The 23,304-nt window shown below is 48.0% G+C and carries 21 protein-coding genes; 8 read left to right on the top strand and 13 right to left on the bottom strand.

From position 1 onward, the window contains the following. The first annotated feature begins 101 nt into the window (after window positions 1-101). Entirely contained in the window at window positions 102-944 is an 843-nt protein-coding gene (locus P22_RS17005) for a polysaccharide deacetylase family protein (protein ID WP_082378543.1), read from the top strand. 128 nt (window positions 945-1,072) lie between these two features. Continuing rightward, the gene (locus P22_RS17000) at window positions 1,073-1,348 is read left to right on the top strand and encodes a hypothetical protein (RefSeq protein ID WP_054261430.1); all 276 of its coding nucleotides are present in this window, start codon (window positions 1,073-1,075) and stop codon (window positions 1,346-1,348) included. An 88-nt stretch (window positions 1,349-1,436) separates the two neighbouring features. Here P22_RS17000 and P22_RS16995 read toward each other — a convergent pair whose 3' ends face one another. From P22_RS16995 to dcuS (P22_RS16940), 12 genes are all read right to left on the bottom strand, one after another. Beyond that, a complete protein-coding gene (locus P22_RS16995; protein ID WP_054261429.1) occupies window positions 1,437-2,621 on the bottom strand; it encodes a pyridoxal phosphate-dependent aminotransferase in 1,185 nt (394 codons plus the stop codon). A gap of 203 nt (window positions 2,622-2,824) precedes the next feature. After that, window positions 2,825-4,168 (bottom strand): anaerobic C4-dicarboxylate transporter, encoded by a 1,344-nt coding sequence (locus tag P22_RS16990; protein ID WP_054261428.1) that lies wholly within the window; start codon window positions 4,166-4,168, stop codon window positions 2,825-2,827. A 165-nt stretch (window positions 4,169-4,333) separates the two neighbouring features. After that, window positions 4,334-5,035: a response regulator gene (locus tag P22_RS16985; protein ID WP_054261427.1), complete on the bottom strand. Its 702-nt coding sequence runs from the start codon at window positions 5,033-5,035 to the stop codon at window positions 4,334-4,336. Next, window positions 5,032-6,627, bottom strand: a complete 1,596-nt coding sequence (gene dcuS, locus P22_RS16980) for a DcuS/MalK family sensor histidine kinase (RefSeq protein ID WP_054261426.1) — start codon at window positions 6,625-6,627, stop codon at window positions 5,032-5,034. Before dcuS (P22_RS16980) ends, P22_RS16985 begins: the two co-directional genes overlap by 4 nt. A gap of 264 nt (window positions 6,628-6,891) precedes the next feature. After that, window positions 6,892-7,161, bottom strand: a complete 270-nt coding sequence (locus tag P22_RS16975) for a hypothetical protein (protein ID WP_054261425.1) — start codon at window positions 7,159-7,161, stop codon at window positions 6,892-6,894. 51 nt (window positions 7,162-7,212) lie between these two features. Continuing rightward, window positions 7,213-8,499: an SLC13 family permease gene (locus tag P22_RS16970; protein WP_054261424.1), complete on the bottom strand. Its 1,287-nt coding sequence runs from the start codon at window positions 8,497-8,499 to the stop codon at window positions 7,213-7,215. Between the two features lie 37 nt (window positions 8,500-8,536). Next, the gene (locus P22_RS16965) at window positions 8,537-9,658 is read right to left on the bottom strand and encodes a sodium ion-translocating decarboxylase subunit beta (RefSeq protein ID WP_054261423.1); all 1,122 of its coding nucleotides are present in this window, start codon (window positions 9,656-9,658) and stop codon (window positions 8,537-8,539) included. 32 nt (window positions 9,659-9,690) lie between these two features. Further along, entirely contained in the window at window positions 9,691-10,074 is a 384-nt protein-coding gene (locus P22_RS16960) for a biotin/lipoyl-containing protein (RefSeq protein ID WP_054261422.1), read from the bottom strand. 19 nt (window positions 10,075-10,093) lie between these two features. Continuing rightward, a complete protein-coding gene (locus P22_RS16955; RefSeq protein ID WP_054261421.1) occupies window positions 10,094-10,447 on the bottom strand; it encodes an OadG family protein in 354 nt (117 codons plus the stop codon). A 24-nt stretch (window positions 10,448-10,471) separates the two neighbouring features. Further along, window positions 10,472-11,920, bottom strand: coding sequence for a methylmalonyl-CoA decarboxylase subunit alpha (locus P22_RS16950; protein ID WP_235814699.1), 1,449 nt, complete (start codon window positions 11,918-11,920; stop codon window positions 10,472-10,474). A gap of 226 nt (window positions 11,921-12,146) precedes the next feature. Next, a complete protein-coding gene (locus tag P22_RS16945; protein ID WP_054261419.1) occupies window positions 12,147-12,854 on the bottom strand; it encodes a response regulator in 708 nt (235 codons plus the stop codon). Next, window positions 12,848-14,458 (bottom strand): DcuS/MalK family sensor histidine kinase, encoded by a 1,611-nt coding sequence (gene dcuS / locus P22_RS16940; protein ID WP_054261418.1) that lies wholly within the window; start codon window positions 14,456-14,458, stop codon window positions 12,848-12,850. Before dcuS (P22_RS16940) ends, P22_RS16945 begins: the two co-directional genes overlap by 7 nt. Before the next feature lie 450 nt (window positions 14,459-14,908). Between dcuS (P22_RS16940) and P22_RS16935 the strand changes: the two genes are divergently transcribed. The 6 genes from P22_RS16935 to P22_RS16905 all read left to right on the top strand — a co-directional run bounded on the left by P22_RS16935 (window position 14,909) and on the right by P22_RS16905 (window position 21,694). Further along, window positions 14,909-17,680, top strand: coding sequence for a sigma-54-dependent transcriptional regulator (locus P22_RS16935; RefSeq protein ID WP_054261417.1), 2,772 nt, complete (start codon window positions 14,909-14,911; stop codon window positions 17,678-17,680). 311 nt (window positions 17,681-17,991) lie between these two features. Continuing rightward, window positions 17,992-18,411, top strand: a complete 420-nt coding sequence (locus P22_RS16925) for a PTS sugar transporter subunit IIA (RefSeq protein WP_054261415.1) — start codon at window positions 17,992-17,994, stop codon at window positions 18,409-18,411. A gap of 1 nt (window position 18,412) precedes the next feature. Further along, the gene (locus P22_RS16920) at window positions 18,413-18,898 is read left to right on the top strand and encodes a mannose/fructose/sorbose PTS transporter subunit IIB (RefSeq protein WP_054261414.1); all 486 of its coding nucleotides are present in this window, start codon (window positions 18,413-18,415) and stop codon (window positions 18,896-18,898) included. 35 nt (window positions 18,899-18,933) lie between these two features. Continuing rightward, the gene (locus P22_RS16915) at window positions 18,934-19,740 is read left to right on the top strand and encodes a PTS mannose/fructose/sorbose transporter subunit IIC (protein WP_054261413.1); all 807 of its coding nucleotides are present in this window, start codon (window positions 18,934-18,936) and stop codon (window positions 19,738-19,740) included. Between the two features lie 21 nt (window positions 19,741-19,761). Continuing rightward, entirely contained in the window at window positions 19,762-20,598 is an 837-nt protein-coding gene (gene manZ, locus P22_RS16910; RefSeq protein WP_054261412.1) for a PTS mannose transporter subunit IID, read from the top strand. Between the two features lie 175 nt (window positions 20,599-20,773). Continuing rightward, complete coding sequence (locus P22_RS16905) at window positions 20,774-21,694, top strand: type I phosphomannose isomerase catalytic subunit (RefSeq protein ID WP_054261411.1); 921 nt, start codon at window positions 20,774-20,776, stop codon at window positions 21,692-21,694. Window positions 21,695-21,757: 63 nt separating this feature from the next. Here P22_RS16905 and P22_RS16900 read toward each other — a convergent pair whose 3' ends face one another. Beyond that, on the bottom strand, window positions 21,758-23,296 hold the full coding sequence (locus tag P22_RS16900; RefSeq protein WP_054261410.1) for a PepSY-associated TM helix domain-containing protein: 1,539 nt from the start codon (window positions 23,294-23,296) through the stop codon (window positions 21,758-21,760). Window positions 23,297-23,304 lie beyond the last annotated feature (8 nt).

The raw sequence follows: 23,304 nt of genomic DNA, 5'->3' as shown, positions 1-23,304 counted from the left end.
GGTCTTGACAAAGCAAAGTTCAGCATCACATAATGTAGGGTGTCAGTACATAAACGAAGTGTTATTTACGCGCAATAGAGAAGAGAATGGAGTTGTATTTCTTGAAAGCGGTTACCCCGAAAAAGTTTATGTGGGGCATTGTCATTGCGGTTATAGTGGCGGCAGGCGTAAGCTATATTGCTTTGACTTATTTTCAGGGAGTCCCGGTTTTGAACTATCATCAAGTTAACGATAAGTTTCATACAGCTTTGACTCTGAGTAGTTTGGAGTTCGAAGCGCAAATGAAGTATTTGCATGATGCCGGCTACACGGCCATTTCACCGGATCAGTTGACCGACTATATACAAGAAGGGAAAGAACTTCCCCATAAACCGGTGCTGATTACGTTTGACGACGGGTATGAAGATAATTACCAGGTTGCTTACCCGATTATGCAAAAATATCATTTTGGCGCAACCATCTTTATCATTACGGATTTTGTAGACAAGTATGACCGGTATTTGACTTGGGCGCAGATTAAAGAAATGAAAGATAACGGATTCGATTTTGAAAGTCACACGTTGAGTCATATCTCTCTGTCCAAAGCTTCTGATGAAAAAGTGATCAAACAATTGGTCCAGTCAAAACGGGCCTTGGAATGGCGGCTGGGCAGCGAAGTGAAGTATCTGGCGTATCCAGGGGGAGACTATGATCAGAGAATTGTGGAATTGACGAAAAAAGCAGGATACCGGGCGGCCTTTACCGTTAATTTTGGACGGGATAAAGAAAACTCGACCTTATATACCTTAAACCGGATTCCGGTTTTTGGCGGGGTGGAACATACCTTTTTTCGCTTCTGGCTGAGGCTTCAATTTACACAAATCGTTAATGCATTGCAAAATCTTAAGGCTTATCTATTAAAAGAGGGCAATACTTCACTGGCAGGTTATATTTATATCCCTTAAAAATAGGTCTAGGCGGTGTTCTACTGCAAAGAATATGAAAATCCCGGCAAACTTGATGCCGGGATTTGACTGTCTGGCAGGGTTTTACGCTTGTTGGTCGTAATCTTTTATAAGGGAGAGTGAGTATTATGTGGCAAAAATACGGTATCGTTGTATTGCATGAGCATAATGTACATGTTACGTCCCATGAGATACGTGATTGGTTAGAAAAAGTGCTTGCTGGAAAGGTGGCCAGATTTGTCGGGTATACTGAGGAGATGACAAATTATCTGCCCGAGGGGGAGGCTATCGTCGGTTGTTTGGTGGTTAAAGATGAAAGGAGTATTGCTCCAAATGAAATGATGGCATATGTCACTATTCCCCATGAGAAGTGGAAGGTGACCGAGGTCATGCAGCGGGGCTGAAGGAAAATAACAGGATTTCCCCTAGTATGTTTAAGGGCGCATTCCATTATGTTGATAAAATAAATGGAATGCGCCCTATATTTTTTGTTTAGCCTTTAAACTCTTCCGCCAATGCTTTAAAGGCGCCAATGGAATTTTTGATGGTTTCCATGCTGACGCAGTAAGCGAGGCGGAAATAGCCGGGGCAGCCAAAGCCGCTGCCGGGGACGATTAACAGATTGTATTTCAGCGCCCGCTGCGCAAATTCCACATCGTCAGGTATAAGGGCTTTAGGGAAGAGGTAAAAGGCTCCTTCCGGCTTGACGCAGGTAAAGCCCAATTCGATCAGATGATTGTATAAGTAGTCGCGCCTGCGTTTATATTCATCGGTATTGACTGCGGCATCCAAGGAATCGCCGATAACTCTTTGGAAGAGAGAAGGGGCGTTTACGAAGCCAAGGGTACGGTTGGCGAAGACCATGCCGCTAATTAACAACTCCACGTCTTCGATACCGGGATTTACCGCGATATAGCCAATGCGTTCACCGGGTAAAGCCAGCGATTTACTGTAGGAGTTGACGATGGCCGAGTTTGGGAAAAGAGCGAGAATGCTGGGCACTTTGGCATCGTCATAGATAATTTTGCTGTAGGGCTCATCCGAAATAACCAGAATTTGAGTATGAAACTCCCTTTCCTTGTTGGAAAGCAGCCGGGCAACCTGTTTTAATATTTCTTCACTGTAGATAACCCCGGTGGGATTATTCGGTGAATTGATAATCAAGGCTTTGGTTTTCGGGGTGACGGCTTTTTCCAGCGCGACGAGCGATGGTTCGAAAGTAGAAGGATCGGTAGGGACAACCACCAATTTACCGCCATGGTTTTCCGCATAAAAACCGTATTCTACAAAGTACGGAGCCAGGACGATGACTTCATCTCCCGGATTTAAAATGCTTTTCAGCACTACATTGAGCCCTCCGGCTGCACCGCAGGTCATAATAATATGGTTAAGCGTTACCGGCAGTCCGGTTTCTGCGCTTGTTTTTTTCGCTATTTTTTCTCTGATATCAGGATAACCGGCATTATTCATATATTTGTGAAGCCCTGCCGTTTGGCCGTTTATGTATTTCTCAAGCGATGCCTGTACTTCCTGCGGCGGTTCGTAGTCAGGGTTGCCCAGGCTGAAATCGTACACCTTTTCCGGTCCATGGATTTTGCGAAGTTTCTCGCCCTGTTCAAACATGGCCCGTATCCACGAGGATTTGCTTATTTTATCATGAATATTTTGTGAAAGCATGAAAGTTTCCCCCTTGATCTCAAATACAGTGTCAACCTAAAAACGATAAGGATAACTAGTTACATTATATGGCAGAATGCCTGTCCTTGCAAACAGAAGATATTTGGCAGGGGAGACGGCTTAAAAACCAAGGAGTCCGGAATGCCCTTTCAGGCATCCGGACTCCTTGGTTTTTAAGATGAAGGGTTTAAGAATGGTAAAGCCTATAGTATAATTCGTACCAGGATGGAGCCGACTATACAGCCGGTAATAACACCAATGAAGCCTGGTACGATAAAGCTGTGGTTGATAATAAATTTGCCGATACCGGTGGTGCCGGAACGGTCAAAGCCAATACAGGCCAAGTCACTTGGGTAGGTAGGCAAAATAAAGTAGCCGTAAGAGGCGGAGAAGAAAGCCACAATCGTTTTCGGATCGACTCCCAGGCTGACTCCGATCGGAGCGATGGCTACGACGGCTGCTGCCTGGCTGTTTACCAGCTTGGAAACAAACAATAATACCACAGCATACATCCAGGGGTATGTGGCCACAACACCGGCAAGAGAGTTCTTCAGCAGTGTAAAGTGAGCGTGAAAGAAGGAGTCGGCCATCCAGGCTACGCCGAATACGGAGAATATAGCCACCATACCGGCTTTAAAGACCGGGCCGTTGGCAATTTCCCGCTGGTTTACTTTGCAGGTCATTAAAATAACGGCTCCGGCGATTAGCATAAGCATCTGAATAATCAGATTCATAGAGATCGGTTTTAACTTGTCCGGGGGACCGAAAGACGGTACTAGATTGGGAAATGCGCCGAATATAACCACGCCCAGGATGGCAGCAAAAAAAATCCAGGTTGCCCAGTAGGCTTCTTTCGGGAAGGCTTTGTTGAGCAGAGATTCGGAGTCTCCGTAAATAAATTCTCGTTGTGACGGGTCTTTTAACTTAGCCTGGAATTCTTCGTCTTTGTCCAAATCCTTGCCACGGTGCATACTCCAAAGGGCGGCGGCTACAACCCCGAGAAAGGTTGCAGGAATGGATATGGACAGCAGCTGTAGAATACCGATAGCTTGTCCCACGCCATGGGCCTGACCTAAAATAGAGACCATGGAAACCACCGATACGGACACAGGCGAGGCTCCGATGCCCATTTGTGAAGCTACGGAAGCCACGGCCATCGGACGCTCCGGACGAATGCCCTTCTTAATCGCAATATCATAAATGATTGGGAACATGGTATACACCACGTGCCCGGTACCGCAGAGGAAGGTCAGCCCCCAGGTGGTGATGGGAGCTAATATGGTAATATAGTCGGGATGACGGCGCAGCAGCCGTTCGGCAAAACGCATCATAACGTTTAAACCGCCTGCAGTTTGCAGTACCGAGGCACAGCCGATAACCGCCAGGATGGTGAGCATAACATCAATCGGAGGCTTACCCGGTTCTACTCCGAAGACAAAAGTAAGGATAAAAAGACCAATACCACTGATGAGCCCAAGACCCATGCCGCCAAAGCGGGTACCTAACAGCAGACAGCCAAGTACAACGATAGTTTGCAATAAAAGCATAAAATCTGTCTCCTTTTACGTTAGTTTTTGAGGAACTTAAGTAAAAATTCCATTGCTTATTATAAATTCAGATAATTTTTTGTGATAGATTATATAAGTTAATTCAGGGGTTTTTTAATTAAAATAAGTAAGAGCCGGAAGCGCTTTTAAAAGCAACTCCGGCTCTTACTCTATGAAATCGGGTATGGTGTTTGGATCAGTACACCGGTAAATGGTTATGGGGCGTCCCACCGCCTGGTAGTTAATGTGAACCTGCAGCAATTCCTGGCTCTCCAGGTATTTTAAATATTTACGGATAGATACCTGTGAAATACCCACCTGTTGAGCCATTTCTTTAGCAGTAAAACTGTCTTTCGCGGCGGCGATACAAGACCAGACATGCTTAAGGGTGTTTTGATCCAGCCCTTTGGGCAGTTCCGTCTTGTTTAGACGGGTATGCTGGCTGAAGACCTGTTCATCCAGCTGTGTCTGGCAAAATTGTTCCTGGTTTCTAATCAGGTTCATTCGCTGCCTGAAAGCATGTAAAGCAGTTTGAAACCGTTTAAATTCAAAAGGTTTAATCAGGTAATCCACGGCTCCCTGACGGAGTGCGGTTTGCACCGAACGGGTGTCTTTAGCGGCCGTTACCAGAATGATGTCCACTCCGTATTGCTGCCGGCGGATGGCCGACAATAACTCCAGACCGTTCATACCGGGCATAAAGATATCGAGAAGAACCAGATCAACTACCTGATTTTTGAGGTATTGCAAGGCTTCGTCGGCTGTATGGACAATTGCCGCCGGTGCGAAGCCCTCCAGTTTTTCCAGATAGCGGCGGTTTAATTCGGCCACCATCGGATCGTCTTCGACAATCAGTACTTTGATCATCCGGTTTCACCTGCACTTTCATAAGGAAAAGAAACTAAAAATACCGTTTGTTCGTCCTGGCGCATGGTTTTAATCCAGCCGCCAAGCTTGTCCACACTTAGCTTTACGAGATACAAACCATAGCCGCGTGTTCCCGGCTTGGTGGATACTTCCTTTTCAAAAATACGATCTCCCAGTTCGGGGGCAATTCCGCTGCCGGTATCCCGGACTTTAACGGTTGCCCAACCATTCTTGTAGCTAATATCCAGCGTCACTTCGCGTTTTGGTTTCCCCTCCACGGCATCGAAAGCATTTTCCACCAGGTTACCGATAATGGTGACTGCTTCGTGGGTAACGTCCTCACTTTGTGTAGCCGGCAGAAAGCTTGTTTCCGACAGGGACATACCGATTTGCTTTTCCCGGGCCAGACTTAACTTGCTCAGGATAAATCCGGCCAGCACCGGATTGCGGATGCGCCGTCCCACAAAGGTGACTTCTGCCTGGGATTCGGATGCTATGCGGCAGATATAGGAGGAGAGCAAATCATAGTTTTCCAGCTGGACCATGCCTAAAATAACGTGCAGCTGGTTCATAAACTCATGGGCCTGTGAACGCAGTGCATCGACATAATCCTGCACGCCGGTCAGTTCTTCCGCCAGGCGCTTGACTTCGGTTTTGTCGCGGAAGGTGGCAATAGCACCGACGATGTTGCCGTTTACCAACAGCGGCACACGGTTGGCCAGCACGGACACCCCGAATAAATCCTGTTCCTGATCCAATTCCATTTTGCCGGTATATAAAACCTCCTTTAGCCGGGTATTGGGCACAAAGGTATTGACCGGCTTACCGACAGGGTCGGAACTTAACCCGCTCAACTTAAGCAAACGCCGGCCCTCTTCATTAACTAAGGTGATGATGCCGGCTGCATCCACGGCAATGATGGCTTCCCGTACCGATTGCAGCATGACGCTGCGTTCTTCCATTTGCTTGGCAATAACTTCCGGTTCTAAGCCGAATAAGGTCCGCTTGATATCCCTTGCCAGCAAAATAGCCCCCAGAACCCCCAGCAGCATGCCGATACCCATGGTAACGATGACGATCATTTGGGCCTGTTGTACCGCATCCTGCACATAGTTCATCAAAATACCGACAAGCACGGCCCCTACCTGCCGGCCGTCCGGCCCGTAGACGGGGGTAAAGGCCCGCAGCGAGTAACCAAGGGTACCTCGGGCTTCCGATAGATATTCTTTTCCCGACATGGCGGCCTTTTCATCACCGCCCATCAAGTGTTTGCCCAGCAAGGACGGATTGGGATGCGACAGGCGGGTGCTATCCGGATTGAGTACGACAATAAAGGCAACATTAGTTAAATCCTTATTCTCATTGGCATACTTTTGTATATCACCGGCCGGGCGAGAGCCGGTTAACCCTTCAATAATTACCGGAGAACGGGCGATCATCCGGGCGACGCTCATGGCCTGGCGCCCCAGACTGTCCTTTACCTGGGTAGCGATGCTGCGGGACACCAGCAAGCTGGTCACTAGCAGTACGATGGCTACCACAATACAAACCAGGCTGATAATTTTTGTCTGCAGTTTTATTTTTAGCGCCATATTATCCCCTGTTGACTTTCGGATTAATCTTATATTAATTCCACATAAATGACGGTTTTCCCTGCGACAGAATTGCCGGCCATTGATTGATAGTTTTCCTAGGTTGTTAAGAAGGTCATTGTTTGTGACCGATTGGAGTAAACACTCATTTCAGATTGGTGGGCATATCAAGAAGGCACTTCCGTTGGTTTTGATTATCCAAGGGAAGTGCCTTCAGCTGTTGGTTTTCTTATCAGGGACAGCAGGCCCTTAAGCCAGTATTTGCTAGAGAATGAATATGAGAAGATAACCGACGCTAAAAATAAGAACATACATGCAAACGGCAACCAGCAAGCCCTGCCAGCTGCGGGGGACGCCGAATTGCCAGGTTGCACCAAGATAGCCGCGCCTGGTAAGGGAATTCGCTGCTTTTTCCCTCTTTTTAAACCACCGTGCCTTCTTTTCTTCGCCAATACATTTAGCGGTCAAATAAATAATCAACAGGGCGCTGGCAAAAGCCATTAGTATATTGAAAACATGTATTTGATCGGACATTATATCGCAGCCTTTTATTTATTATGCTTACCGGGGTTGGACACTTCTCTGTTATTTAGGGAAAAACGGCCAAACCAAGGGGATGATAATAATGGAGAGGATGAAACAGACCAGAGTTAGCCCGCTGCCCGCCTTAACGTAATCCATAAACCGGTAGCGGCCGGGCCCCAGAACCAAGGTATTGGGCGGTGTTCCCACCGGCGTTATAAAAGCGCAGGAAGCGGCAATCGCTATGGCCATCAGTACGGCATAGGGGCTGGCGTTCAGAATTTTGGCAATGGATATGCCGATAGGAGCCAGCAAGGCAGCAGAAGCAGTGTTGGACATAAATTGGGTCAAGCCGCCCGATAATAAAAAGAGCACGGCAGTAACCATCAAAGGATGGGGGTGACCGCCTAAGAGTCCAACAACATGATCGGCAATCAGTTGTCCGGCCCCGCTTTTATCCATGGCGGTTGCGATCGGCATCATGCCTGCGAATAAAAAAATGGTAACCCAGTCGATGCCGGAATAGGCCTGCTTTTCAGTCAGGCATTTGGTAAGTACCAGGATAATCGCGCCAATTACGGCAGCTACTTCCAGCGGCAATTGCGGCAAGTCCAGTGCCATCACAATGACAACGCCGATCAGAGTGGCTGCGGTAATCCACATTTTTTTCGGGTCATGGCTGACGGCTGCGGCTTCCTGGCTGGCGGCGGTATCCATAATCACCTCGGACGGAATTAGCTGCTCTCTGGGCAGAAAATATTTTCCGACAAACATCATATAAGCAATGCCCGCAATGGTAAGCGGGATTCCAATCCAGGCAAATTCAAAAAAACCGAAGGGTTCGAAACCGGCGGCCTTTAGTGCGCCGGCAGTAATGATATTAGGCGGTGTCCCGACCATAGTAATCATGCCGCCCAGTCCGGCACCGTAAGCGAGCGGCATCAACTGGCGGGAAGCCGGTATGCCGGCGACGGAACAGATGCCGATGACCACCGGCATTAACGCGGCGGTAGCGCCGGTATTGGACGATACGGATGAAATTGCGGCAGCTACCAGCATAGTGCCGAACATCAGACTATTTTCTCCTGTACCGGCAAAGCGCACAACCGCTGTTCCCAGTTTTTGCGCCAGGCCGGTATGAAACATGGCTGCTCCGATAACAAACATCCCGGCAAACAAGACTACCGTGGAATTAGACAAACCGGAAAATACCGTGGACATCGGAATAATCCCCAGAATGCCGAGGACTATGGCCCCGCTCATGGCGGTGATCGCCAGCGGGACTATTTCGGTAACAAATAATAAAGCGACTACGCCCAAAACTAACAGTGTTATTACCGATGGAGTCATCTTTTTTCCTCCTTTAGCCGTTTAGAATCCGATACGATTATTTTAGCATGGCCAGCATGGTGCCGGCGGCCACTGCGGTGCCGATGACTCCGGCAACATTCGGCCCCATGGCATGCATCAGCAGGAAGTTCTCCGGATTGGCTTTTTGCCCGACGATCTGGCTTACACGGGCGGCCATAGGTACGGCGGATACCCCGGCCGAACCGATTAAAGGATTTACCTTGCCGCCGCTGAGGTAATTCATAATTTTTCCAAACAGCACACCGCCGACTGTTCCGCCGGCAAAAGCAATCAGCCCCAGAACAATGATTAAAATCGTCTGGTAGGTCAAAAAGTTTTCCGCTTTCATGGTGAGGCCGGTGCCGGTTGCCAGCAGGATGGTGACAATATTGATCAGGGCATTTTGGGCCGTGTCGGATAAGCGGTCGGTTACGCCGGATTCCCGGAACAGGTTGCCCAGCATCAGCATGCCCATCAGCGAGGCGATCGGCGGGAGCAGCAGGCTGATTACAATGGTGGTAACAACCGGGAAAGCCAGTTTTTCAAACTTGGAGACCGGCCGCAACTGATCCATGACAATTTCCCGTTCTTTTTGCGTTGTCAGGAGCTTCATAATCGGCGGCTGAATCAACGGCACCAGTGACATATAGGAATAGGCGGCTACGGCAATGGCACCCAGTAAATGGGGCGCCATCTTAATCGCTAAGTAAATGGCGGTCGGACCGTCGGCGCCGCCGATGATTCCGATCGAAGCGGCTTCCTGGATACTAAAGCCCAGAGCCATCGCTCCCATTAGAGAAATAAATACACCAACCTGGGCTGCCGCTCCCAGCAGCAGGGTGGAGGGATTGGCGATAAGCGGGCCGAAGTCGGTCATAGCGCCTACGCCCAGAAAGATAAGCGGCGGGAAGACTTCGTTTTTGATTCCCCAGGCGATAACCTGCATTAAGCCCGGATCTTCCTCGAAGCCGGTTTTGGGGAAATTGGCCAAAATACAGCCGAAGGCAATGGGGGCCAGTAGCAATGGTTCAAATCCTTTGGCAAAAGCTAAATATAACAGAACAATGCCGACCAGAATCATAATGGCATGGCCGGAGGTGAAGGCCGCAAAACCGCTCTCCGCCCATACCGCTTGCAGAGAAATAATAAACGCTTCCATGACAGGCTCCTTTCTGTTTTGGTAGATCCGGTCTATTTAAAGACGAACAAAACATCGCCGGTCGATACGGTCTGACCGGCTGAAACCCGGATCTCCGCTACCTGGGCATCCTGAGGCGCCACCAGTTCGTTCTGCATTTTCATTGCTTCCAATAATCCCACAACCTCGCCGCGTTTGACAGCAGCACCGGGTTTGACCTTGATTTCTAAAATTTTTCCGGGCATCGGTGCAGTCAGAACTTTGCCGCCGGCGGAAGCTGCCGACGGGGTATTTTTTACCGGAGCCGCAGTTTTAGTGGCTGCAGGTGGCACGGCAGCAGCCACTGCCGGCTGAGGAGAGACCGCAGTGGCGCTGCCGATTTCTTCTACATCCAGCTCGTAGACCTGTCCTTTAAAGGTTATACGGAATTTTTTCATATCCGGAATCCTCCTTGATTCAATAAAATCTGTGATATTTGGTGATCATTTCTAACCGGGCTGCTTCCGTCCAATTGCTCTTGGCAGCGGGGCGGATGGCCACAATTCGTGAGTTTGGATAACCGGCGGCCGCAATTGCCGCTGTGAAAAGCACCAGCATTTCTTCGTCGGTGCTATCTTGCGGGATCTCCGGTTCCAGGGCAGCGGATAAGTCCGGCAATTCCGCGGCAGCAGCCGGTTGCCTGCGGCTGCGGGTCGGATCGATCATGTTGATAAACCGGATTACCCAGCTAAGACCGTATAAAACGCCAAAGACTACTGTCATGTTGATTAATGCTATTAATAACGGATTGGAAGTAACAGGCTGTCCCATTGACGATAAACCTCCTGTCTGAATTTATAACGGAATGTTTCCGTGCCGTTTGGCCGGACGGCTTTCCCGTTTTGAGGCAAGCATGGCAAAGGCATTAATCAGGGTTATGCGGGTTTGGCTTGGCTGGATTACCATATCGACAAATCCCCGTTTTGCCGCCTGGTAAGGAGTGGAAAAATTTTTGATATAGGCAGCCGTTTTATTCGCCAAATCCGGATCCCCTTTAAAAATGATATTGGCTGCACCTGCCGGCCCCATAACGGCTATTTCGGCACTAGGCCAGGCAATAACCTGATCGGCTCCCAAATCGCGCGAACACATGGCCAGATAAGAGCCGCCATAGGCTTTGCGGATAACCAGGGTGACTTTTGGCACCGTAGCTTCGGAGTAGGCAAACAGCATTTTGGCTCCGTGCCGGATAATGCCGCTGTATTCCTGGTCGGTGCCCGGCAGAAAACCGGGAACATCTACCAGGTTTAACAGGGGAATGTGAAAGGCATCACAAAAACGGATAAAACGGGCCGCTTTATCCGAAGCGTTTGTGTCCAAACAACCGGCCATTACCTTTGGCTGGTTGGCAATAATTCCAACCGTTTTTCCGTTCAGCCGGGCAAAGGCTGTGATCAGGTTGGTCGCGTAATAAGGCTGTACTTCATAGAAATCGGCGTCATCTACAATGTTGGTGATAATATCTTTCATATCGTAAGGCTGATTGGAATTATCGGGGATGAAAGTATTCAGTTCTTCCGCCGGACGGGCCGGATCATCCAAATTGTTGCTGGGCAGAAAACTAAGTAAACGGCGAATTTGTGCCAGGCAATCTTCATCGTTCGCTGCGATAAAATGGGCAACTCCGGAGAGTTGGTTGTGGGTCATCGCTCCTCCCAACTGTTCGGCTGTCACCGTTTCGCCGGTTACTGCTGCAATGACCTGCGGCCCGGTAATAAACATCTGGCCGGTATTTTCTACCATATAGACAAAGTCCGTTAAAGCCGGTGAATATACCGCTCCGCCGGCACAGGGACCCATAATGGCCGAAATTTGCGGGATAACACCGGAGCACAGCGTATTGCGGTAAAAGATCTGGCCATAACCGGACAATGCGTCAACCGCCTCCTGAATACGGGCCCCGCCGGAATCGTTCAGGCCGATCAAAGGTGCGCCCATTTTGAGCGCAAGATCCTGCACCTTTACAATTTTTCGGGCATGCATTTCCCCCAGGGAACCGCCGATTACTGTAAAGTCCTGCGCGAATACATATACCAGCCGTCCGTCGATCAGACCGTAACCAGTGACTACGCCTTCGCCGGGAATATCTTTTTGATCCATGCCGAACTCTGTGCAGCGGTGAGCTACAAACTGGTCCAACTCGACAAAGGTACCGGAATCCAGTAATCTGTCCAACCGTTCACGGGCCGTTAACTTTCCGGCGGCATGTTGCTTTTTGATGTATTTTTCTCCACCTCCGTTCATGATGTTAGCTGTGCGTTTTTGCCAATCGGTTAGTTTTTCCTTTATTTCTCCCAAGCTATCACCTCCAACGAACCCATTAATAGATTTTCTATCCATATTAAATGTATAAAAAATTTGCCCGGAATCATATATTTTGTAATTTTCTTTATTTTTTGTAATTAAAGTAAGGGAAATCTTTACATAAAAAATAACCCGGACTGCGGGTTATTTGCCAGGCATATTTTATTTAAAATAAAAAACGTTTTAGTGCCGGGGAAGACTGCAGGCAGCGGTATTTATACACCGGACGTCCTACGGTTCCGTAAATAAGCCGCAGTATCAGCAAATCCCGCTGTTTTAAAAAGTCCAGGTATTTACGCATGGAAATCCGGGAAATTCCAACCAGTTGGGCTAATTCTTCCGTGGAGAAGGCGTTGCCGTCCAAGCTTTGTATGGTTTCCCAGACGGTAGTTAGCGTGTGGGGATCAATCCCTTTCGGCAAAGGCTCCCTTACCGGGCGGTTTTTCGTGGACAATAAAAAACTATCCAGCTCATTCTGGTTCAGTTGCGCCTGTTCCTCCATAACAGCCGTCAGTTCCCGGTAAGCTGACAAAGCGGCATTTAGCCGTTCGAATTCAAATGGTTTAATGATATAATCCACCGCACCAAAACGCAAGGCGGTTTTTATGCTTTGGCTGTCACAGGCAGCGCTTACAATCATTACGTCAACACCCTTGCCAATTCTGCGGAGCTGTGTCAGCAAATCCAGGCCGCCCATTCCGGGCATGAAAATATCCAATAATACCAGATCAATCTCATATTCTTCCAGCAGCCTCAGCGATTCTGCGGCAGAATGGGCGGTTGCTGCCAGTTCAAAACCCTCCACCATGTTTAAATAATGGCCGTTAAACTTTACCACCATTGGATCATCATCTACGATCATAACTTTTACCATGCCACATCCTCCTTAGCAGTATACGGTGATCTAACGGTAAACTGAGTTCCCTGCCCCGGCTGGGAAGCTACGGTAATCCGGCCGCCAATCCGTTCCAGGCTGCAGGTAACCAAATACAAGCCCAGGCCGCGATAGTCTCCTTTAGTAGAATAGCCCTTGAGAAATATATGATCTTTGTCTTGTTCGCTTAAGCCTGACCCGCTGTCATTCACGACGATGACAAGCTGGCCGTTTTCATAATATAATCCGGTTTGAATCAGTTTGTCCGGCGTATTTTCCACCGCATCCAAAGCATTATCAATCAGATTGCCGATAATCGTAATCATTTCATGTACCGTTTCCGGATTTGCTGATTCGGGAAGGAAGGAGTCTTCCGTCAATACCAGGATGGCGCCGGCTTCTTTGGCCTGACTTTGTTTCCCCAGGAGAAAGCCGGCCAAAACAGGATCTTTGATCTTTTTAACAATACTGCCGACCTTGGCTTGGTACTGATGGGCAATCTGATTGACGTAATCCGTCAACTGGTCATAGACGCCCATGCGGATCATTCCCAGAATCACGTGCAGTTTGTTCATAAATTCGTGGGTCTGGGCCCGCAGGGATTCGGCATAATTTCTGACGCCCGTCAGCTGTTCCGCTAAGTTTCTAAGTTCGGTTTTATCCCGGAAAGTGGCAATGGCTCCAATAATCTTTCCATCAATACTTACCGGCGTACGGTTAGTCATTACGGTAATGCCGTTCATATCCTGTTCCTGATCCAGTTCCGGCTTTCCTGTTTTAAAGACGCTCTGCAGCCGGGTATTTGGCACGCACTCGTCGACAAGCTGTCCGAGAAACGGACCGGTTATTCCCGCTTTAGCAAAGATTTGCAGTGCGGCATCATTGACAAGAGTGATCCGGCCGTCCTGGTCAACCGCTATCATCCCCTCACGGGTAGATTGCAGCATGGCGCTGCGTTCTTCCACCAGACGGGCAATCGAAAATGGCTCCAGGCCAAACATAATTTTTTTGATGTGACGGGCCAGTAATACCGCCCCGGTCAGACCCACCAGCAACCCGATACCGATTCCGGCATAAATGCTGGAACGGCTGTTGGCGATAGCCTGATACACGCTATCCAGCATAATACCGACTAAAACAACACCGATTTGCCGGCCGCTGTCATTATAGACAGGGACAAAGGCCCGTAGGGATTTTCCCAGTGAGCCCTTTTCAATGGAAGTCGTTTCCTGACCGGCGAATGCTTTATCGGCATCATGTTCTTCATATACAGTTCCTATTTTGGCCAGTGTAGGATGGGATTTACGCAGGCGGTTCATATCCATAACCACAATAAACCGGGTATTACTTATCTGGCAAAGCTTTTGCGCGTAATCCTGAATTTCCTGTGCCGGCCTTTTCCCGGTTAGGGCATCAACGACGGTTGGCGAGTACGCCGTAATGCGGGCAATTTCCATGGCATGATCGGATAGTGAATCCTGTGTTTGTTTACCGACATTATTGCTAATCAGCATATCGGTTACCAGGAGGGACATGGCCACCACAGTACACACAAAAATGGCAATCATCGTATGGAGTTTAAAAAACGAATTGCCGGTCTTCATAATTTCTCCTTCCGACACCTGTTGGGCAAAAGTGTGCCTACAAAAATACAGGAGGAATCTGCGGTGACAGACTCCTCCTAAGAACATGCAATTATTTGGCTGTTTATTAACGGACTGATATTAACATTAATATACCATAAATGGGTTTTAAATTCCATAAAAATTATGAACGGCTCTTCGGCTTCCTGCCGAACCCCTTCGTTGCGGTGCCGGAATAATGCCTGGGAGCCAAGCGGAACGGAGGGTTAATTTGCCGCTCTGCTTTTAGGCGGAAATAGATTTTATTTGTTTTATCTTGCGGGGGGTTGCTTACAAGTATTACAATATAGAAAATATTGTAATACTTGTAAGCGCTGTTTTTGTTTACCAGCCTTTAGTCTGCTAATAACCGATACTATCGGGTTTTTCAAAGAATATTGGCCGTCTGTTTTTGAAGGGAAGTGAATCCGTATGAAGCGAATTGAGAAAATTTATAACTATATTTGCGAACGGTCGAACGAGTATACCCTGGAACAACTGGTAGGAGAGGCAGGAGTGGATGCTTCCGGTATTTCTGAACGGCTGGGCATTTTGCGAAATAATGTCAGTATGGAACTAAATGTGTTATTTAAGATGGGTAAGATTATTAAAATTAAAGGCAGGCCGGTTTTGTACTTTGATAAAGAAACCCTGGAAAGGCTGTGCGGAAAAAAGCTGGGGCCGGAGCCGCTGGAAGTTGGCAGTCTGAGAGAAATTTTTGGTGATAATGAAGATGTATTTTTCGATAAGAATCCTTTCAAGCATTTGATCGGAGTAAATGGCAGTTTGAAAGGCCAGGTGGAGCAGGCCAAAGCGGCAATCTTATATCCTCCCAACGGGCTGCATACTTTAATTGTCGGGCAGACCGGCGTAGGCAAAACCCTGTTCGTCAATATGATGTACAACTACGGAAAATTTTGTGAAAGACTCAAGGAGAATGCCCCCTTCAAGGTATTCAATTGTGCCGATTATTATAATAACCCGCAACTACTTGTATCCCATATTTTTGGCCACGTCAAGGGAGCCTTTACCGGAGCGGACACCGACAAGCAGGGATTGGTGGAAGAGGCAAACGGCGGGATTTTATTTTTAGATGAAATCCATCGCCTGCCGCCGGAAGGCCAGGAAATGATCTTTTACTTTATGGATACCGGGACTTTCAATAAACTGGGGGAAACGGACCGCAAACGCCGGGCCAGGGTGCTCATCATCGGGGCAACCACGGAGGAGCATACCTCGTCCTTGATTAAGACCTTTATCCGGCGCATACCGATTGTGATTACCATTCCTCCCCTGCAGCAGCGTCCTATACAGGAGCAGGTGGACATCCTTAAATTCCTGCTTACCAATGAAGCACACCGGGTGAATAAACCCATCAGGATCATGTCCGAAGCGGTTAAAGCGTTAATTGCCAGTGTATCCTACGGTAATATCGGGCAGTTAAAATCAAACATTCAACTGGTTTGCGCCAAAGCGTTTGTAAACGGGATCAATAAAAATTATATCGAGATTGATTTTAAATCGCTGCCGGAGCATTTTAAGAGCGGACTGCTGACACTGGGAGCCAGGCGGCAGGAAATGATCGAACTGGATAAGTATATTGATGAGCAAATCATTATAAGCCATCAGGAATATAAGGTGCTGGTCGAGGACGATCAATATGAACCGCCGTTTAATCTGTATAAGATTATTGAAGGCAAGGCCGCCATGCTCAAAGCGGAGGGCGTGCAGGACGAACTGATTAAAAATTTTATCATGGCCGATATCAATCTGCATATCAAATCATTCTACAATAAGTTCAATACCCATTTGAGTACCCGGCAAAGAATATTAAAAATAGTGGACCGCAAGCTGCTGGAACTGGCGGAGGAAATCCAACTGTTGGCCAAACAGCGGCTAAAACGGGATTATCAGGACCGGTTTCTCTACGCGTTAAGTTTGCATTTGAGCGCTTTGCTGCGCAGGCTGGAAAGCAATCAGGCCCTGCAGTATGCCAATATCGAAAGCGCTGTCCGGGAGTATCCCGATGAGTATCAAGTGGCTTTGGAAATAAAGGACATCATTGAAGACAACTATAGTGTAGAGATACCAAAGGAGGAACTGGAGTATTTCACGCTGCTGTTAAGTTCGGTCCATGAAATTGATCAAAGCGGACAAATTTCCATCATTGTGGCCGCCCATGGCAATAGTACGGCAAGCTCCATGGTGAATGTAGTACAAAAATTGCTTGGGTATGACAATATTGTAGCGGTGGATATGCCGCTGGAGGTTAGCCCTAAGGATATATTGGACAAGATCATCCAGTCCGTCCAGGAAATTAATCATGATCTCAAGGGGATATTGCTGCTTGTGGATATGGGCTCCCTGACCAACTTTGAAGATGTGATTGCAGAAAAGTGCCATGTTAAAGTGCGTACTCTGGATATGGTATCAACGCCGCTGTTGCTGGAAGCGGCCCGGAAGGTGAATGAGTTTGGCCAGGATTTGGATGATATTTATACTTCACTGCAGAATTTTCAGGGGTACGGCAGCCGGAAGAAGAAACGTCCGCATGAAAATGAAGGAGTGATTTTAACCATTTGTGCCTCCGGCGAGGGTACGGCGATCAAATTGAAGGAATTGGTAGAAGATATTCTGGACAATATGGTAGATGAACATATTGAAGTCATTCCATTAAGCAGTAAAAACGTAAGGGAGAATGCGGAAAAAATTCAGCAGAAACATAAAATCCTGGCATCGGTGGGAATTGCCAATCCCGGGATCAATGCTCCGTTTGTGCCGTTGGAGACCTTGATCAACAGCCGCGGGGAAAAAATACTCAAAAATATTATCCGGAATCACTTTTCCGTAGTGGAAAAAAAGCAGAATATTGTTGTAAAAAATCTTAGTGAAGACAGTTTGAAACAATTTTTAACCTATTTAAATCCGGCTAAAATTATCAGTGTATTAGAAGAGTTTTTAAGTGTATTAAAAAAATCCTTAAAGCGGGAATTTACCAACACCATGGAAATCAAACTGATGATCCATTGCGGCTGTGCCCTGGAACGGATGGTCATTCAGGACGGGCTGGTTTATAAAGGCGATAAAGGCAGTATAAACCCTGCTTATGTGCAAAGCGTAAAGCGGTCGGTACAAGTCTTCAAAGATACGATCGGTATTGAATTGACGGAAGATGAGATACTGTTTATTGCTGAAATGTTATAAATGTTATTAAAAATCAAATGACGGACTTTGGCGATTCTTCGTGCCCGGTGCAGGAAGAATCGCTTTTTTGTTCAATATGCAGGATTTTTCTTTTACCTCTTTTAGATACAGTTTTGAAAAAACTGATATTCTTTTTTGCATTTTTTCTGAATAAGTGTATTAAAAAAATAAATAGTGTATCAAAATGTACGATTTTAGCGCATTTTACCGTGATATTACTGGAAAGCCGGCTCTCAATACAGGCTATTGGCATGCCGCTTGCACAAAGTATTGGCGGAAAGAAGAAATGCATTTGTTTTAGGAGGGTAGATATGATAGCTGTTGTGATAGGTTCTCATGGTCATTTTTCGCAGGAAATACTAAAATCGTGTGAGATGGTTTGCGGAGGCAGGGAAAATGTTGCGGCCGTAACATTTGATGCCGGTGAAAGTGCGGATGCTTTAGTGGATAAATATAGAGCAGTTTTAAAGAGACTGGATTTGAAGGATGGCGTCATCTTTATTACCGATTTGTTTGCAGGAAGTCCGTATAATGCAGCCTGCCGGCTTTCCCTGGAAATGGAGAATGCCGGTATCGTGGCCGGACTGAATATGCCGATGCTTTTGGAAATTTTAAGTTCACCGGCTCTTACCCTGGAGGACGCGAAACAGGTTGCGCAGAGAGTCGGTAAAGAGGGAATCCGTGCTTTTGAGCCCATCAGTACAGATGATAGCGATAAGGAGGAATTATAATATGAACATTGTATTGGCGAGAATTGACGACAGATTAATTCATGGACAGGTGGTGACTACCTGGGCTAAGGAAACAAAGTGTGAAAGAATTATCGTTTGCAATGATGAAATATCGCGGGACACCATTCGTAAAACACTGCTTACCCAGGTAGCCCCGCCCGGGATTACGGCCAGTGTAGTGGATATCGACAAGACGATCCGGGTTTATAATAATCCGAAATATGCCGAAACACGCGCTTTGTTGTTATTCACAAATCCCACTGATGTATTGCGGCTGGTCGAGGGAGGTGTTGGCATCAAAAGCGTCAATATCGGCGGCATGAGCTTCAAGGAAGGGAAAAGGCAGATAACCAAGGTTGTTTCGGTTAACGAACAGGATGTCAAAGCGTTTCAGGAACTGCACAACAGAGGGGTGGAACTGGAAATCAGAAAGGTGACTTCCGATTCCAAAGTGGATTTAATGTCTGTTTTAAACGGCGGACATTAAATAGAGCAAGACCAATACAATAAGGAGGAGTTTGTATGGAACTTAGTGGTATCCAAATTGTTCTCATTTTTATCGTTTCTTGCATTTGCGGCATGGGGAGTGTACTGGATGAGTTTCAGACCCATAGGCCGCTTATTGCCTGTACTTTGATTGGCTTGATTCTGGGGGATGTGACAACCGGAATTATCATTGGCGGTACTCTGGAAATGATTGCACTGGGCTGGATGAACATCGGCGCTGCCATGGCACCGGACGCGGCATTGGCGTCGGTCATCTCCACGATTCTGGTTATTGCCGGAAAACAGAGCATCGGTGCCGGGATTGCAGTCGCTATGCCTTTGGCGGCAGCAGGTCAGGTATTGACGATTTTTGCCAGAACGATTACCGTTTTCTTTCAGCACCAGGCTGACCAGTATGCACAAAAAGGCAGCTTCAGGGGAATTGATGTCTGCCACATTTTAGCTTTATTTGTACAGGCTTTGCGGGTGGCTATCCCGTCAGTACTGGTGGCTATGTTTATTGGTACTCATGCCGTCCAGGCCATGCTGTCGGCCATCCCGCCGGTTGTAACCGGCGGTCTGCAGGTCGCAGGCGGATTTATCGTTGTTGTCGGTTATGCCATGGTCATTAACATGATGGAAGCGAAATATTTAATGCCCTTTTTCTTTCTAGGCTTCGTTTTAGCGGCATTTACCACTTTCAATTTGGTGGCTTATGGTGTCATTGGTATTGTATTGGCTATTTTGTATATTCAACTGCATCCGAAATATACGGCCGGCGGATTGGCGGCACAACAATCGGCATCAGCGAAGGCCAATGATTTAGACGACGAATTGGATTAAAGAAAGAGGAGGAATCGGAAGATGAATACAGCCAAACAGGAAAAAAGCCTAACCAAGAGTGATCTTTTCAATATGTTTATCCGTTCCAATTTTCACCAGGGTTCCTGGAATTTTGAACGTATGCAGGCTTTAGGATACTGCTTCAGCATGGTACCGATCATTAAACGGCTATATCAGGGGGAAGACAGGGTAAAAGCGTTAAAACGGCATCTTGAATTTTTTAATACTCAGCCTTTTGTTACCGCACCCATTTTGGGGATTACGGCAGCTATGGAGGAAGAAAGAGCGAATGGCGCCGATATTGACGATGGAGCCATTAACGGAATAAAAGTCGGACTCATGGGGCCGCTGGCCGGCGTCGGTGATCCGATTTTCTGGGGAACCTTACGGCCATTGGTGGCGGCTTTGGGAGCTTCGCTCGCGCTTGGCGGCAGCATCGCCGGGCCCATCCTCTTTTTCTTGCTGTTTAATGTAGTCCGGCTGGTCATTCGCTGGTATGGGATTGAATATGGCTATAAAAAAGGAACCGATGTGGTAAAGGACGTGGCGGGCAACCGCTTGCAGAAACTGACGGAAGCTGCGGCCATCCTGGGATTGTTTGTATTGGGAGCGCTGGTGTGCAAATGGACATCGGTCAATATCCCGCTGGTGGTTTCCACGATCACCATGCAGGACGGCAAGGTGGTAACGACTACGGTGCAGGATATTCTCAATCAGCTTATGCCGGGCTTAATTCCGTTGATCATGACTTTTATTTGCATGGATTTATTGAAAAAGAAGGTTAATGCGATCTGGATTATCTTTGGTTTGTTCGCCATTGGCATTGTAGGCTACGGATTGGGTATACTTTCTGTCTGACAGGTAGTTTCCAAGGAGCCTGAGTAAAACAACCGAAAGAACAGCCATGCGATGTGACTGTTCTTTCGTTGCTTTATGCGGGGCATCCGTATCCTGAACCGTAAGAAAAGGTTATACGTTTTTGTTGCAACCAGGATAAGATGAACCTATTTGCCGTTGCAGGAGGTGATAGAAGGTGTATCCGTTGAAATTCGCACCGGTTTATAAAGAAATGATCTGGGGCGGACAGAGGCTGGGGAGTTTGTTTAATCGAAAGCTGCCCTTTTCCAAGGTGGGGGAGAGCTGGGAGATTTGCACGCATCGGCATGGTATGAGCAGTATTGTAAACGGAGTTTGGCAGGGAAAAACACTGGCCGAAGTGATAGCACGGCAGCCGCAGGTAATTTTAGGAACAGGGTATAAGGAATTGGCAGAGTTTCCACTCCTGATTAAATATCTGGATGCTAATGATCATCTGTCCATTCAAGTGCATCCCGATGACGGGTATGCCTGGAATACGGAACATGAGCAGGGGAAAACAGAAGCCTGGTATGTTTTACATGCGGAGCAGGGGGCGCAAATCATATATGGGCTTCGTGATACCGTTTCGAAAGAGCAATTTTCCCGTGCCATTGCCGAGGGTGGAATCGAACAGGTTGTAAGATACGTTGCTGTCCGGCAGGGAGATTTGATTTTGGTTCCTGCCGGTACGGTTCATTCGTTACTAAAAGGAGTCGTTGTCTGTGAAGTTCAGCAAAGTTCGGATGCAACCTACCGCATTCACGATTTTAACCGTCCGGGACCTGACGGCAAACCGCGTGAGCTGCATATTGAGAAGGCACTCGAGGTGATTGACTTCGGTAAACAGCCTGCTTTACAGTTTGCAAAAGAAAGCATTAGCTGTCCTTATTTTACTGTCCGGAAATGGAAGGTGACGCAAAAGGCACTGGACCATCCCCAGGGGCGATTCCTGGTCTATTGCATCTTAGCGGGGGAAGGCCGGCTGGCGGGCGGTGGTGTGGTTATGCCTGTACTACCGGGAGATACCCTCCTGCTGCCCGCCTGTCTGGAGACGGTCGAACTCAGTGGCGAGTTACAAATGCTGCGCATTCAGTAAGCAGCCGGAAGCATATAGCTATATAAGGTAAGGCTGTCTCCATGGTGTAGAGACAGCCTTACCTTATTTTTGCCTTATAGCAATATAGATAGTCTTAGTGTCAATAGCTTTTTTATAAATGCGCCAGGAGGTTATAGCCAGTCCGACGCCCAGCAGGGCCGCGGTCAAATCGACTCCGGCTGTCATCCAGTCGCTGCGGGCCATAGCCGGCAGCAGGCCGACAGTGGTTGTGAGTGCGTTAAGCAGCGGCAGGCCAAGACAAAGTACGGCGGCCAGGCCTGTTTGCTCCGCCCAGGCCCGCAGCGGTGTACGCCGGAAAGCATGCAGCAGCATGAGCAGCCAGACGCTGAAAAATACAGCGATTTCGACGTCGGCCCGGTCTTTAATAGACAACGGCAGCAGCCGGTTGCCCCATAAATAAGCGATGCAGGCAACAGTAACCCCCATAACCGCCGTAACATTCAGGGCTTCGATAGCACGGTACAGCGCTTGCAACGGCTGGCTGCAGGTGGCGTAGCGGCGGCGCCGCTTGACGGTGAAAAAGATCAATCCGGCGGCAATCATGATGGAACTGATCAGACCGGCAGTGAAATACAGCCAGGATAGCGGATAGCCGCCAAATCTGGCAATGTGCAGGCCAACCAGTGAACGGTAGATTGTGACGTAGGGATTCCAGGAGGCCTGGCTGCCCAGTTGTTCGCCGGTAACTCCGTCAAACGAGGCCCGGGCACTCATGGCGACAACGGTATCGTCAACCGTCCGGAAAAAAGTAACCACCGAGTTTAGGTCGCCGGGATTGCTGACCCGGATAAAGGAGATGCTGCCTTTGCCCAGTTCGGCTTCGGCCAGCGGTAAAAGACGGGACAGCGGCACCAATTCTCCCGCCAGATTGGCCCGGGGACGTTCAAAATTTTCGGCAGCCACTGTGGCCGGCCCTTTCCAGGAACTGCCGTATAATACCTGCGGTACGATTGGCAGCAGCATGAGGAAAACAATGGTCAGACCGGTATAGGTAATCAAAAGGACAAACGGCAGCGTGAGAACTCCGGTCATGATATGGGCAGAAAACCAGCTTTTACGCCAGCGCAGCCGGAAAAATTCAGTAAAGACCTGTTTGCGGATGGCGATTCCGGTTATCAAGGTAACGAGCATGACTATGGAGGCTAAACTGACCAGCCATAAGCCGGCCTTGCCGCTATGCAATTCATAATGGAATTCGGTAAAGAAGTGACCGCCTTCGGTAGCAGGCACTTTCAGGATATTTCCGGTTTGCGGTTCCAAATGTCTTTCCAGCATAGTTCGGCCTTTTTTCCACATGATCTCCAGATCTTGATGCCGGTTTAGTGGTAACTCAATCATCCAGAGGTCTGCCCGGGCTGCAATCTGGCGTAATTTCCGGTCGGCTGAGTCTACGGACTGAACCGGCTCTGCCGGGCTGTTTCTGACAGCAGGCTGCATCCAGTGGGTCAGTTCCGGTTCAAATACGGATAATGTCCCGGTAAGGAAGATGACAAACAACAGCCAGCCGAATACCAGTCCGCCCCAGGTATGCAGTTCACTCATCGTCCGGCTAACGTTATGGCTTAATTTCAATTGCTTCATATCATGCT

This window comes from Propionispora sp. 2/2-37, from assembly GCF_001298735.1.
Lineage (GTDB): Bacteria > Bacillota > Negativicutes > Propionisporales > Propionisporaceae > Propionispora.
Note: the sequence above shows the minus strand (reverse complement) of the source record. Positions and strands in the feature narration are given on the sequence as shown.